The sequence below is a fragment of the Solwaraspora sp. WMMB762 genome (assembly GCF_049179115.1).
Taxonomy (GTDB): domain Bacteria; phylum Actinomycetota; class Actinomycetes; order Mycobacteriales; family Micromonosporaceae; genus Micromonospora_E.
Window position 1 is genome coordinate 4,588,927 of record NZ_JBMHMD010000001.1, and the last position, 12,753, is coordinate 4,601,679.

The 12,753-nt window shown below is 68.2% G+C and carries 10 protein-coding genes; 5 read left to right on the plus strand and 5 right to left on the minus strand.

The genetic code is table 11. From position 1 onward, the window contains the following. Positions 1–6: 6 nt before the first annotated feature. Complete coding sequence (locus tag ACN27J_RS20420) at positions 7–1,419, minus strand: CBS domain-containing protein (RefSeq protein WP_421368582.1); 1,413 nt, start codon at positions 1,417–1,419, stop codon at positions 7–9. A gap of 13 nt (positions 1,420–1,432) precedes the next feature. Continuing rightward, on the minus strand, positions 1,433–1,690 hold the full coding sequence (locus tag ACN27J_RS20425) for a hypothetical protein (RefSeq protein WP_421368584.1): 258 nt from the start codon (positions 1,688–1,690) through the stop codon (positions 1,433–1,435). A gap of 330 nt (positions 1,691–2,020) precedes the next feature. Here ACN27J_RS20425 and ACN27J_RS20430 point away from each other — a divergent pair, with 330 nt between their 5' ends. Together ACN27J_RS20430 and ACN27J_RS20435 are read left to right on the plus strand one after the other, a co-directional pair. Beyond that, positions 2,021–4,141: a UvrD-helicase domain-containing protein gene (locus ACN27J_RS20430; protein WP_421368586.1), complete on the plus strand. Its 2,121-nt coding sequence runs from the start codon at positions 2,021–2,023 to the stop codon at positions 4,139–4,141. A gap of 30 nt (positions 4,142–4,171) precedes the next feature. Next, on the plus strand, positions 4,172–6,346 hold the full coding sequence (locus ACN27J_RS20435) for a DUF262 domain-containing protein (protein WP_421368588.1): 2,175 nt from the start codon (positions 4,172–4,174) through the stop codon (positions 6,344–6,346). 379 nt (positions 6,347–6,725) lie between these two features. On the opposite strand, the gene ACN27J_RS20440 is transcribed toward ACN27J_RS20435, so the two are convergent. Together ACN27J_RS20440 and ACN27J_RS20445 are read right to left on the minus strand one after the other, a co-directional pair. Continuing rightward, positions 6,726–7,409, minus strand: coding sequence for a response regulator transcription factor (locus tag ACN27J_RS20440; RefSeq protein ID WP_421368590.1), 684 nt, complete (start codon positions 7,407–7,409; stop codon positions 6,726–6,728). Beyond that, positions 7,406–8,617, minus strand: a complete 1,212-nt coding sequence (locus tag ACN27J_RS20445) for a sensor histidine kinase (RefSeq protein ID WP_421368592.1) — start codon at positions 8,615–8,617, stop codon at positions 7,406–7,408. The genes ACN27J_RS20440 and ACN27J_RS20445 overlap by 4 nt, the downstream gene beginning before the upstream one ends. 173 nt (positions 8,618–8,790) lie before the next feature. Between ACN27J_RS20445 and ACN27J_RS20450 the strand changes: the two genes are divergently transcribed. Next, positions 8,791–9,489 carry an ABC transporter ATP-binding protein gene (locus ACN27J_RS20450; RefSeq protein ID WP_421368594.1) on the plus strand — a complete coding sequence of 233 codons (699 nt, stop codon included), beginning with the start codon at positions 8,791–8,793 and terminating at the stop codon, positions 9,487–9,489. Next, positions 9,486–10,790 carry an ABC transporter permease gene (locus ACN27J_RS20455; RefSeq protein ID WP_421368596.1) on the plus strand — a complete coding sequence of 435 codons (1,305 nt, stop codon included), beginning with the start codon at positions 9,486–9,488 and terminating at the stop codon, positions 10,788–10,790. Before ACN27J_RS20450 ends, ACN27J_RS20455 begins: the two co-directional genes overlap by 4 nt. Before the next feature lie 84 nt (positions 10,791–10,874). Here the strand turns inward: ACN27J_RS20455 and ACN27J_RS20460 are convergent, their stop codons facing one another. After that, positions 10,875–12,095, minus strand: a complete 1,221-nt coding sequence (locus ACN27J_RS20460) for a hypothetical protein (RefSeq protein ID WP_421368598.1) — start codon at positions 12,093–12,095, stop codon at positions 10,875–10,877. 182 nt (positions 12,096–12,277) lie between these two features. On the opposite strand from ACN27J_RS20460, the gene ACN27J_RS20465 reads away from it, so the two are divergent. Further along, positions 12,278–12,598, plus strand: a complete 321-nt coding sequence (locus ACN27J_RS20465; RefSeq protein ID WP_421368600.1) for a DinB family protein — start codon at positions 12,278–12,280, stop codon at positions 12,596–12,598. Positions 12,599–12,753: the final 155 nt, after the last annotated feature.

Genomic DNA, 12,753 nt, shown 5'->3' on the forward strand with positions numbered 1-12,753 from the left:
GCGCGACTACTTGCCGTACTCGCGGATGATGCGAAGAAAAATGCGGAGCTTATTCACCTCGCTTGGCTTCACCGGGTCTGGGTTGAAGTGCATCACGTTGTTACGCACCCGGCGAAGCTCGTCAAGGCGCTTGATGAATAGCTTTCGATCCAAAGGCCAGCCCAGTTGAGCCCAGCAGCTCGGATTATCCAGGACAGCTTGATACTGGCCGACAGACATACTATTGAACGACTTGAAGGTCTGATTTGCAGCACTACAGGCGTCCCTGATCACATCTTCGTCGAAAGTATTCTGCAACAGTTGACGAAGCTCCTGGTCAATCTCGCCAACTAGAAAGAACGGCGTTGCCGTCTCATCATACTTGTGGACAACGTCCGCAGCCGTGATAATACCGGTGATCTTTCTTTCGAAATCGCGAACGAAGATGAAACCGTCTCGCCGCAGCGTGCCAATGACGTCGAGCAGGCGCGTGTCATAGTCAAAGACGCGGTCTTTTACCCGCCGATCGATGGCGTCACTGAACGTCGCGCTCGGGTCTCGATGCTTCGCTGCGGCTACCGACTCCCAGGAAACGGCACCGTGCACGGTATACGGGTTCACCAGCACCGCGACCTGCGAATAGTCATTGATCCGCATGGCCGTAATAGCTTCCTCGAAGGTTGCCGAGGGAGAAACCGAGACCAGCGGGCTGTCGTCTTGCAGCAGGTTGCCCAACGTCAGGCCGATGTCCGTACTGTCCTCGTCGTTCGTGTCGTCAGCTGACTCCTCGCGCTCAGGGGTACGGTGGTCAGCCGCCTTCACCGGCGCTTCATCGCTCTCATTCGGCGTCTCTAGCCGCAGGGTGAGATGCAGCCCGACCGCCCGGAAGTCGGGGACGGTCACCAGTCCATGGTTGGCGAGATCCGCATCGATGCGAGCGCTGGCCTCACGGTCACGGTCCTCGACGCCCCAGAGCCGGATGAACTCACGCACGGTCAAGCTCTGTGGCTTCCCTGCCTCTGCCTTCGCGCGGGCCTCCTCCAGATACTCGAAGCGACGACGTGCTGCCTCGGCCTCCTCCGGAGGTGCCTGGTGTTCGGACGCGACCTCCTCGGCAACCGCCTTGAGCAACTGCTGGCGTAGCTCGTGCAGCGAGGCTCCGGTTGGGCTCACCCTCCAAGCGGACCAACCGGCCAGAGCACGAATGTCAGCAGCAGCAGCGCCAGCCGCTGAAGGCGTGGAGAACTCCCGACCGTCAGCCAGCCGGAGATTCCCACGGTCCGTTACGACGGATTCGTACGGCGGCTCACCGTAGCGAGGCGTGTAGTAGAGCTTCTGCCCAGGCTGCAGCAACTCGGCTTCCATGAGGTCGGATATGCGGACTCGTCGACCGTTGATCAGCAACTCGCGACGAATACGGGATGGACGCTTTGGTGACATCTCAACTCCAGAATCAGAATAGGGCGTCGGGGCGGGGGAATACGGCGTCGTGGAAGGCAGGGAGTAGCGGCTCCGGCTCCTGTGGCCCTCGGGGTCGCGGGACCGACTTGGTTGACCTGCGTGGTGTGTCAAGGATCTCGACCTGCACCGCCGGGTCGATGGTGTAGCGGGCGCCCTGCCGGGTCTCGTGGAAGCCGTGGTTGAGCCGCAGGTCGGACCAGCCGTACGCCTCGGCAATCGCCTCGTCGATCTCGACGTGGATCTCCCGCAACCGCCAGTGTCCGCGCTGGTTTCGGCGCTGGCGACCTCGCCGCGATGCACCTGCGCCGCCACCCACCTGCGGTTTCGTACCGTCACCAGTTGACCTTCGGCCGGCACCGCCGGCTGGTCCGTCAGTGCTGTGACAGGTGACCCGATACGCTGACCATCGTCGATAGTTTGGTGCGAAGTGTCCGAACGGCCCATTCCATACGTACGTGCCTCCACTCTGCACCTTTCGTCGTTTCCTGAGCCCGGAGCCGCTGCGTAACATGGGCTCTCCCGCGAACGCAGGCGTGCAGGTTAGTGGAATCTCCCAAAACAGTCGACAGGGGATATGACAGTGGCCAAGCTCGGTATCGCCAAGGACTTCCTCGCCGACTACGCCAAGCTGCAGAAACCCGTCCAGAAATCGGTTTCCGCCGTGATCGACAAGTTCGCGGCACACACCCACGCCGGCATCCACCTGGAAAAACTCGCCAACGCCAAGGACTCACGCATCCGCACCATCCGGATCACCCAGTTCTACCGGGGCGTCGTACTCGCCCCGACCGGCGGCGACGAGTTCCTGCTGCTCACCGTCCTGCCGCACGACGACGCCATCGAGTACGCCACCAGCCGCCGGTTCACCGTCAACCAGGCCCTCGGCGTTCTCGAGGTCCGCAACCAGCAGGCCCTCGACAGCATCGAACCCGCCCTGCAGCAGGCCGCCAAGGCCAACCCGAGCCTGCTGTTCGCCAACGTCAACGACGCCGACCTGATCCGGCTCGGCGTCGATGCCGACGTGCTGCCCCTGGTCCGGCTGCTCACCACCGAAGCGCACCTGGAAGCCCTGGCGAACCTGCTGCCCACCGCCCAGTACGACGCCCTCACCGGCCTCGCCGCCGGGTACACGCCGGAGCAGGTGTGGGCCGAAGTCAGCGCGCACCTGCCGACCAGCGCCCCGGCCGAGCCCGTCGACCCGGACGACCTGACCGCCGCCGCCGCCCGCACCCCGGACCGGTTCCACCTGGTCTCCGGCCCCGACGAGCTGGCCAGCATCCTCGCCCACCCGTTCGACTCCTGGCGGGTCTTCCTGCACCCGGCGCAACGCGAGATCGCCCACCGGCCGTCGTACGCCGGACCGGCGCTGGTGACCGGCGGTGCCGGCACCGGCAAGACGGTGACCGCCCTGCACCGGGCGGTCTTCCTCGCCGGACGGACGGCCGGCGGCCCGGACCGGTTGCTGCTGACCACCTTCACCCGCAACCTCGCCGACACGCTCGACCGGCAACTCGGCCTGCTCACCGACGATGCTGCGGTCCGCGACCGGATCGACGTGCTCAACGTCGACCGGCTCGCCTACCGGCTCGTCGCCGAAACCCTCGGCCGCCAGCCGGTCATCGCCGACGCCAAGACCGTCACCCGGCCGCTGTGGGAGCAGGCGGCCGCCGCCACCGGCGGGCAGCACAGCGCCACCTTCCTGCAACGCGAATGGGAGCAGGTGATCCTGGCCCAGGGCATCACCGAACCGGCCGGCTACCTGGCTGCCCGCCGACACGGCCGGGGCGCGCCGCTGCGCGCCGACCAGCGGCTCGCCGTCTGGGAAGCGATCCGGCAGGTCACCGACGCGCTGCGACAACAGGAGCAGCACACCCACCTGCAGTTGGCCGACCAGGCGGCGAAGATCCTCGCCGAACGGCCGGACCGCCCGTACCGGCACGTCATCGTCGACGAAGGCCAGGACCTGCACCCGGCGCAGTGGCGACTGCTGCGGGCCGCCGTCGCCGCCGGCCCCGACGACCTGTTCATCGTCGCCGACCCGCACCAGCGCATCTACGACAACCACGTGTCGCTGGGCAGCCTCGGCGTCGGCATCCGTGGCCGCAGCCGCAAGCTCACCATCAACTACCGCACCACCCAGGAGATCCTCGCCTGGTCGGTGCGGCTACTCACCGGCGTGCAGCCGACCGGGCTGGACGACCAGCCGGACAACCTGACCGGCTACCGGTCCCCGATGCACGGCCGCCGGCCTCGGGTGGTCGGCCACCCGGACCGCGACGCCGAGCACGACCAGCTCGTCACCCAGGTACGCAGCTGGATCGACGACGGAGTCGAGCCGCACGCGATCGCCGTCGCCGCACGCAACGGCCACCTGGCCCGCGCCGCCCGCGACCGGCTCGGCACCGCCGGTATCCCGGTCAGCACCCCCACCGCGACCAAGACCAACGCGGTACGGGTCGGCACCATGCACGCCATGAAAGGGCTCGAGTTCCGCTGCATCGCGGCGATCGGCGTCGACGCGGACACCATGCCGGCCCGCTCGACCATCACCGCCGCCGCAGACGACCCCACCGCACACCGGCACGACCTGCAGCGGGAACGCTGCCTGCTATTCGTCGCCTGCACCCGCGCCCGGGACTCGCTCTACGTCTCCTACGCCGGTGCCCCCAGCCCGTTCCTCGACACCCAGGCCACCCACTGACCACCATCGAACCCCGCGAGGCACCCCGATATGCAGGCACACACCCTCACCCCGACCGAAATCTTCGGCAACCAGGTCCGGCACGTCGTGCCGCTGTTCCAGCGGCCGTACGTGTGGAACGAGCAGGACCAATGGGCTCCACTATGGGAAGACGTCGCCCGGGTGGCGGAGGATGTGCTGACCGCACCGGTTGGCTACGGCGCCCCGGCCGTCGCCCCGCACTTCCTCGGCGCGATCGTGCTCGACCAGCCCGCCGGCCCACCCGGCTTCCTCACGATGCGTCAGGTCATCGACGGCCAGCAGCGGCTGACCACCCTGCAGCTCATGCTCAACGCCGCGCAACGGGTCGCCGCACAGCACGGCAGCACCCTGCACGCTCAGGCGCTGCAGGTCCTGGTCCGCAACCAGCCCGAGATCCTGCAGGACCCGTCGGAGGCGTACAAGGTCTGGCCGACCGACCGCGACCAGGACACCTTCCGGGCCGCTATGGACGGCGACGGCACGCTCAGCGCGGAGCTGGCCGGCTCCGCGCTGGTGCGTGGCCACGACTTCTTCGTCCGGGCGATCGCCGAGTGGTCCCAGGTCACCGGTGACCCGGACAAGGCCGCTGCCCGACTACAGGCGCTGACCCAGGCGCTGCGCGACCACTTGAAGCTGGTGGTGATCCAGCTGGAGCCGGGCGACAACGCCCAGGTGATCTTCGAGAGCCTCAACAGCCGGGGCATGCCGCTGCTCGCCGCCGACCTGATCAAGAACCTGGTCTTCCAGATCGCGCAGGCGCGGCAGCTCGATGTGGCTGGCCTGTATCGCAAGCACTGGGAGCAGTTGGACACCGACCATTGGCGGCTGCGGGTCGCCCGTGGCCGGCAGTACGTGCCCCGGATCGACATCTTCCTCCACCACTGGCTGATCACCCGGACCCTCAGAGAGGTGCCGGCCGACCGTCTCTACCTGTCCTTCAAGGAGCATCTACCGACACCGCCGGACCAGCTCGAACTGCCGGCGCTGCTCGCCGACCTGTCCCGCGACGCCGCCAACTACGCGGCCCTGGAGCAGTGGCCGGCCGGCTCGGCTGTCGGCAGGTTCCGCTACCGGGTGCTGCAGGCGATGGACTCGGCCGTGGTCACCCCGGTCCTGCTGTGGCTGCTGCGCTGGACCGACCAGGAGCTGCCCACCGTCCAGCGGGACAAGGCACTGGCCGCGCTGGAAAGCTGGCTGGTGCGCCGGGCGCTGTGCCGGCTCACCAGCAAGGACATCAACCGGCTGACTCTCGACCTGCTGCGCAAGCTCGACGAGACCGGCCCGGCGACCGCTGGCGACGTCACCGAGACCTTCCTTGCCGGACAGCGGGCCGACTCCCGGTTCTGGCCCTCCGACGATCAGGTACGCGAGGCGCTGACCACAGCGCCGGTCTACCGGACGCTGCTGCGGGCCCGGCTACGAATGGTCCTGGAAGCAGTCGAGGAGCACCGGCGTACCCCCAAGAGCGAGCAGCCGCACTGCCCACGCAATCTCACCATCGAGCACCTGCTGCCGCAGGGGTGGCAGACGTACTGGACCGCCGGGCTCACCGAGGAGTTGGCTACTGATCGGGCCGCCTTGCTGCACACCATCGGCAACCTGACCCTGGTCAACAACAAGCTGAACCCGTCCATGTCCAACCGGCCATGGACCGACGAGCAGGCCCAGTCGGTCGGTGCCGCCGACACCGGCAAGCTTACCGAGCTGCAGAAACACACCACGTTGAAGATCAACGCGGATATCGTGCTGACCGCACCGCACGGCTGGGACGTCGAGCAGATCCGCCAGCGGACCGCCGAGTTCATCGAGCGGATCATCCAGATCTGGCCGGCACCGGCCGTCAGCGCCGCCGTCGCGGCCCTGGCCACGGCAGAGAAGGAGAAGGTGCCAGCCGGGGAGGTCGACGAACCCGAGGAGGAGTCGGCTCCCGGCCAGTCCATCGCGCTGACCGGCAAGTACCGGCCGCTGACCGACTGGCTACGTGAGCAGGACGCCGCATCGCTGTCGGTCACCTTCGACGAGCTGGAAACCGTCATCGGCGGTCCGCTGGCACCGTCGGCCCGCACCGGCTCGGGGTACTGGTACTCGCAGTCGAACTCGCTGAGCAAGGCGATCGCAGCCGGCGGCTACCAGGCGACCCGCGCCCGGCTCGTCGACGAAACCGTCGTCCTCGTCCGCCGGTAGTCGGCCCTCCCCGGCCCGGCGACCGGTGTCAGGTCGACGCTGAGGTTACGTCGGGCCGGCGGGAGCAGCCAGGGTTTGGTCTCTCCGGCTTCCGGGAAGATCCAGCGGATGTCTGTCTGGAGCTGGTTCACGAAGAGGCGTAGCAGGAAGATCGAAGAGCAGCGCACCGCAGCCGTGGCCAGAGCGATGAATCGTGGCGCTACCCCGGAGGAGGCAGCGGCCGCCGGACGACGCGCCGCGCGCGGCGACACCGCGACAACGGTGACGCGCCTCAACAACCTCTGATCCGTCACGCGTGCCACATGATCGGATGCGCGCCAGCTGCTACGCGTCCGGCGTGTCGAGTAGCTGGCGCGCATCCGATCATGGGAAGTCCAGCTCAGGTCAGGCCGGGGGTCAGCAGGCCGCTTTCGTACGCGAGGATGACCAGTTGGGCGCGGTCGTGCGCGTACAGCTTGGTCATGATCCGGTTGACGTGGGTCTTTGCCGTGTGCGGCGAGATCACCAGGTCCTGGGCGATCTGCTGGTTCGACCGGCCGCGCGCCACCAGCAGCAGCACCTCGCGTTCCCGGTCGGTCAGCTGCCCGAAACTCTCGGGGACCGCAAGCGAGCCGCCGGCGGTGCCCGGACCCGAACCCGGTAGGACGTACCGCTCGATGAGGCTGCGGGTCGCGGCGGGTGACAGCAGCGCGTCGCCGGCGTGCACCGCGCGGACCGCCCGGACGATCTCCTCCGGCTCCGCTCCTTTGCCGATGAAGCCGCTCGCGCCGGCCCGCAGCGCCGCCACCAGGTACTCGTCCTCCTCGAACGTGGTGAGGATCAGCACCCGGGTGTCGGCAAGCGCCGGATCCGCGCAGATGGCCGCCGTCGCGCCGATGCCGTCGAGCTCCGGCATCCGGATGTCCATCAGTACGACGTCGGGGCGCAGCGAGCCGGCGAGCCCGACGGCCTGCGTACCGTTGACGGCCTCGCCGACGACGCTGATCCCGCCGTCGTCGGTCAGGATGTCGGTCACGGCCTGCCGGATCAGTGACTGGTCGTCGACGACGAGCACGCTGGTCACCGGGGATCCTCCTTGGGCAGTGGCAGGGTGGCGGCGAGCCGGTAGCCGCCCGGGGACAGGCCAGTTTCGACGACGCCGCGGACCGAGGCGACCCGTTCCCGCAGGCCGACCAGGCCGTGCCCGCCACTGGGCACGGGCACGTCGGGCCGGTCGTCGGACGATCGACCGGACACCGGGTTCGTGACCACCACGTGGACCCGGTCGGCGTCGACCTCGATCAGGACGTGGGCGCGGTGCTCGGCGCCGTGTTTGTGGGCGTTGGTGAGACCTTCCTGGACGACCCGGTAGGCGACCACGTCGACCGCGCCGCTGACCGCCGACAGGTCCCCTTCGGTCCGCAGCGACACGTGGAGCCCGGCCCCGGTGAAGCCGGCGACCAGCTGGTCGAGCCGGTGCAGGCCGGGCTGCGGGGCGGTCGCCGCCCCGTTGGCGGGGTCGTCGTCCTCGGTCCGCAGCACCCGCAGCAGGTCGCCGATCTCGGTGAGCACGGTCCGGGCAGCGCCCCGGATGACGCCGAGGGCCTGCTGCGCCCGTTCCGGGCGGGACTCCAGCGCCGACGACGCCACCCCCGCGTTGAGGCTGATCACCGAGATCTGGTGGGCGACGACGTCATGCAGGTCACGGGCAATTCGCAGCCGCTCCTCGGTCACCCGTCTCCGTGCCTCCGATTCGCGGGTCTGTTCGGCCCGTTCGGCACGCTCGATGATGGCGAGCAGGTACTCCCGCCGGGAGCGGGTGGCGTCGCCGGCGGCAGCCGCGAACGCGACCATGACGGTGACCTGGAACGCCCGGGGATCGAACACACTCCCGATCGCGGTCAGGAGGTTGAGCAGGGTCGTCGCGACGACGGCGGCGCAGGCCGTGGTGAGCGTGGTCCGCCGGTCCGTGCGGTTCGCCGCCCCGAACATGGCGATCGACACGGCGAGCACCACGCCCGGCTCCAGCGCCCCGGTGGCCGCCACCAGACCGTAGATCGCGATACAGCCGGCGAGCACCGGCAGCGGCCAGCGCCGCCGCAGCGGCAGCAGCACGGCCGGGACGATCGCCAGCGCGACGGTGACCGGTCCGGCCGCCTCGTGCTCGGGGACTTTGAACGGGGTGAGCGCCGTCGCGACGATGATCACCGCCGCGACGAGGTCACCGACCCACGGCGGTACGCGCGGACGCCGGTGCCTCGGGTCCGCCGGCCCGGCCGCAGTGGTCGTCATGGCCCCAGTCTGCCGGCCGCCGTGACCAGGCAGGTCCACCTGGCGCGGTATTCCCCCGTACCGCGAACGCGGTACGCGAATGCCCGCCACAGAGTGACGCGGCGAACCGGACCGCCGACGACGATGGAGACACCAGCCGGAATTCGGCCTGGTCGGCGAATACGAGGAGTCCGATGGAAAGCCCTGTCATCTCGGCTGTCGACGTACGAAAGACGTACGGTCGGGGCGCGAACAGTTTCGACGCGCTGAAGGGAGTCAACTTCGACATTCATGACGGCGAGAGCGTTGCGATCCTCGGCAAGAGCGGATCCGGCAAGTCGACCCTGATGCACATTCTCGCGCTGCTGGACGCCCCGACGTCGGGCACGATCACGCTGGGCGGCGTCGACACCCGTACGCTGCGGGGCAGCCGCCTCAACCAGACCCGGAACAAGACGTTCGGGTTCGTCTTCCAGCAGTTCTTCCTCACCCCGAACACCTCGGTGCTCGACAACGTCGTACTGCCGATGAAAATTGCCGGCGTCGGACGGGCCGAACGCAGACGGCGCGGCATGGCAGCGCTGGAGCAGTTGGAGCTCGCCGACAAGGCGAAGAACAAGGCGTCGAATCTCTCCGGCGGGCAGAAGCAACGCGTCGTGATCGCGCGGGCGCTGGTGAACAACCCGCGCATCATCTTCGCCGACGAGCCGACCGGTAACCTCGACTCCGCGACCGGCGCCGTGGTGGAGGACATTCTCTTCGGCCTCAACCGGCAGAACGGCATCACGCTGATCGTCGTCACTCACGACGAGGAGCTCGCGTCGCGCTGCGACCGCCGTATCCTGGTCCGGGACGGCCAGCTGGTCGACGATCTGGCGGCGGTGCCGGCGTGAAGATCTCCGATCTGGTCGGTTCGGCCACCGCGAACACCTTCCGGTCGAAGACCCGTACGCTGCTGACGATTCTGGCGATCTTCATCGGCGCGTTTACCTTGACCCTGACCAGTGGGCTGGGCACCGGCATCAACGCGTACATCGACGACACGGTGACCGCGATCGGCGCCTCCGACGTCATGGCGGTGGTGAAGACCTCGGAGCAGGACGGCGGGTTCGGTGCCGCCGACGCCGGGCCGGCCGAGTACGACCCGGCGAGGGTGTCGAGCGGGCAGGACGGGCCGCCCGGGCAGACGGTCGTCGCGCTCACCCCGGCCGACCTCGACACGCTGGCCGGCATCGACGGCGTCCTCGACGTCCAGGCCACCAGGTCGATCAGCGCCGACTACATCCAGGTCGGCGGCGGCACGCGGTACGTCGTGAACGTGGGCGGGCTGGTCGCCGGGCAGCGGACCCCGCTGGCGGCCGGGGCCGAGCCGGACAGCTCGTCGTCGCAACTGCAGCTCGCGCTCCCGACGTCGTACGTCGAACCGCTCGGTTTCACCGACGACGCGGCGGCGGTCGGGCAGACCGTCTCGATCGCGGTCACCGACGCGCAGCGCACCCAGCAGGTGATCGAGGCGACGATCGTCGGGGTGGCCGAGGAGACCCTGGCGACCGGGAACGGCGTCGTGCCCAACGACGCGCTGACCGACGCGCTGTTCGACGCGCAGAACACCGGCATCCCTGCCGCCGAGGCGCAGCGGTACGCCCAGGCGAGCATCTGGTTCGACCCGGCCGCGACCGACGAGCAGATCAGCGCGTTGAAGGACCGGCTGGCCGACGCCGGCTACACCGGGAGTACGGTCGCCGACCAGCTCGGCGCGTTCCGGACCGTCATCGACGGCATCGTCTGGGTGCTGAACGCTTTCGCGGTGATCGCGCTGCTGGCCGCGAGCTTCGGGATCGTCAACACGCTGTTCATGTCGGTGCAGGAGCGCACCCGCGAGATCGGCCTGATGAAGGCGATGGGCATGGGCTCCGGCAAGGTGTTCGGCCTGTTCAGCCTGGAAGCTACCGTCATCGGTTTCCTGGGCAGCGCGATCGGTGCGGTGCTGGCGATCGCGGCGGGCACCGCGATCAGCAGCGCGCTGGCCGGCGGTTTCCTGGCGGATTTGCCAGGGCTCACGCTGATCGCCTTCGAGCCGGTCTCCATCGCGGTGATCATCCTGTTGGTGATGGCGATCGCGTTCCTGGCCGGCACGCTGCCGGCGTCGCGGGCGGCCCGGGCCGACCCGGTCGACTCGCTGCGCTACGAGTAGGCAGCGGCCGGCATGCACCATGTGCCTGGCGGGATCCGTTCCCGCCAGGCACGTCGCTGCTGCTACTCAGGCTCCGCGGGTCGGTCAGGACGGGAAGTACGAGTTGGTGGTGGCGCTGCTGTACGGGGAGTAGTTCCAGTAGTGGTACATCAGGCCGAGCTGGCCCCACTTTGACCGAACGTAGTTGCCGGTGCCGACCCAGATGCCGGAGTGGTCGTCACTGGCGTACGACAGCTTCATGTTGGCGAACCAGATGTACGGCGGGTGCCAGAGGGTGTAGCTGCCGTCCTGCCAGTAGCGGTCGTCCCCGGGGGTGTTCATCCACCGGTCGTTCGCGCTCGAGGTGCTGTACCAAGCGTACGAGTGGCAGTTGTACTTGCGCGACGCGTTGCGTTCCCGCGTGGCCGACGGATAGTTGGTCGCCACGTAGTTGTTGGCGCTGGTGATCTGGGCGCTGGTCAGCTCGTACGTCATGGTGATCACCGAGACCGCCGAGCCGTTGGGGGTGTAGACGGTGCTGGCGTAGTCCAGTGTGCCGAGGCCGTCGCTGACCGGGTGCGCGACGCTGGGGTCGGCCAGGTGTGCCCGTACGGCCGCGACGGTGGTCTCCACCGCGCCCGGCCGCAGTTGCAGGCCTTCGCGCAGCAACTCCGAGCGGGTCCAGTCCCAGCCTTCCCGGGTGGCGAGCGCGCGGCCCAGCAACACCGCCGTCGGCTCCAGGCCGGCCTCGCCGTACGTCGCGGCGTCGGCCTGCTTGGCTCGGTGTACGGCGAGTCCGACGTGCAGCAACTCCGTGGACTGTGCCGTGGTCAGGGTGGCCAGCACCTGCGGCTGGGCGAGGATGGTCTCCAGTTTCCACGCGGCCAGGGCTCGGTCGCCGGCGTCGGCGAGGGACTCACCGCTACGGGCCGCGACATCCATGGTCCGGTAGCGCTTGAGCAGTTCCTGGCCGGCGTCGGGGCGGCGGAGCAGTTCCTGGAGTCCGGTGAAGCGTGCGGTGACGGTCTCGAAGCCTTGTTGGACGCTGTTGAAGGCCAGGGCGTCGGGCAGCAGCGGGTACGCCAGGACGGCGTCGACGAGCAGCGGGGTCCGCAAGGCGGCGGCGGTCTTGTCCGGCATCTGCACGGCGTCGACCATCTCCTGATGGCTGCTCAACGCGCGCCACTGCGCGGTGCCGGGGGTCACCTGGTAGGTGAAGGGTCGGTCGGCGGCCGAGACCGGGGTGCCGGGGGTGAGGGTGGCGACAAGGGCACCGGCGACCGCTGCGACGAGGGCGCGTCGGGCGAGGCGGGCAGGACGGGACATCCGTGATCCTCTCGACGAGAACTGGATCGACACAATGAACACCAAGATCGATATGCATCGATTTGGGCTCGACTCGGAACGTTACCAGGATCCGCAGTTGTGGAATGGTCGCAAATTCAAGCAGGAGACGGTCAGTGTCAGTAGTTCATTGGACACCAGACTGACGGTGACATGATCAGCCGATGTCGTCCTCCTTCGCCGAGTCGGCACCGGCGTGCTGGACACTGCGGCCGTCCGACGACGACGGCTGGGTGCCGGACTGGGCGGACAGCGAACCGGATCCGACTCCGGTGCCGACGATTGCCTGGCTCACCTGGCACATCGGCTGGTGGTGGACTGTTGCCATCGACCACGTCGAGAGTCGCACGCCCCACGACCGTGCGGACATCCGCTGGGCGGGCAGCGGTGCGGCGACTATCGGCTGGCTGCGGGCGTTGCGTACCACCTGGACGATGGTGCTGGACCGACTCGCCGACGCCGACCTCGACCGGACCACCTTCTGACCGGGGCGGGACCCCGGCAAGTCAGACAACTGCCAGAATTGTTTTTCATATTTGCTATTGTCTAAGTAATTTTGCCATGTTAGCGCTTGCATCAACATCGACATAGAACAAAACTGTCAATATCCAGTAAGCCTGAGATCCCCAGTCCCATTCAG

Bases quoted from the DNA above. Each gene is read 5' to 3' on its own strand.
- ACN27J_RS20420 (WP_421368582.1), bottom strand. From the start codon at position 1,419: ATGTCACCAAAGCGTCCATCCCGTATTCGTCGCGAGTTGCTGATCAAC.
- ACN27J_RS20435 (WP_421368588.1), top strand. From the start codon at position 4,172: ATGCAGGCACACACCCTCACCCCGACCGAAATCTTCGGCAACCAGGTC.
- ACN27J_RS20445 (WP_421368592.1), bottom strand. From the start codon at position 8,617: ATGACGACCACTGCGGCCGGGCCGGCGGACCCGAGGCACCGGCGTCCG.
- ACN27J_RS20450 (WP_421368594.1), top strand. From the start codon at position 8,791: ATGGAAAGCCCTGTCATCTCGGCTGTCGACGTACGAAAGACGTACGGT.
- ACN27J_RS20460 (WP_421368598.1), bottom strand. From the start codon at position 12,095: ATGTCCCGTCCTGCCCGCCTCGCCCGACGCGCCCTCGTCGCAGCGGTC.
- ACN27J_RS20465 (WP_421368600.1), top strand. From the start codon at position 12,278: ATGTCGTCCTCCTTCGCCGAGTCGGCACCGGCGTGCTGGACACTGCGG.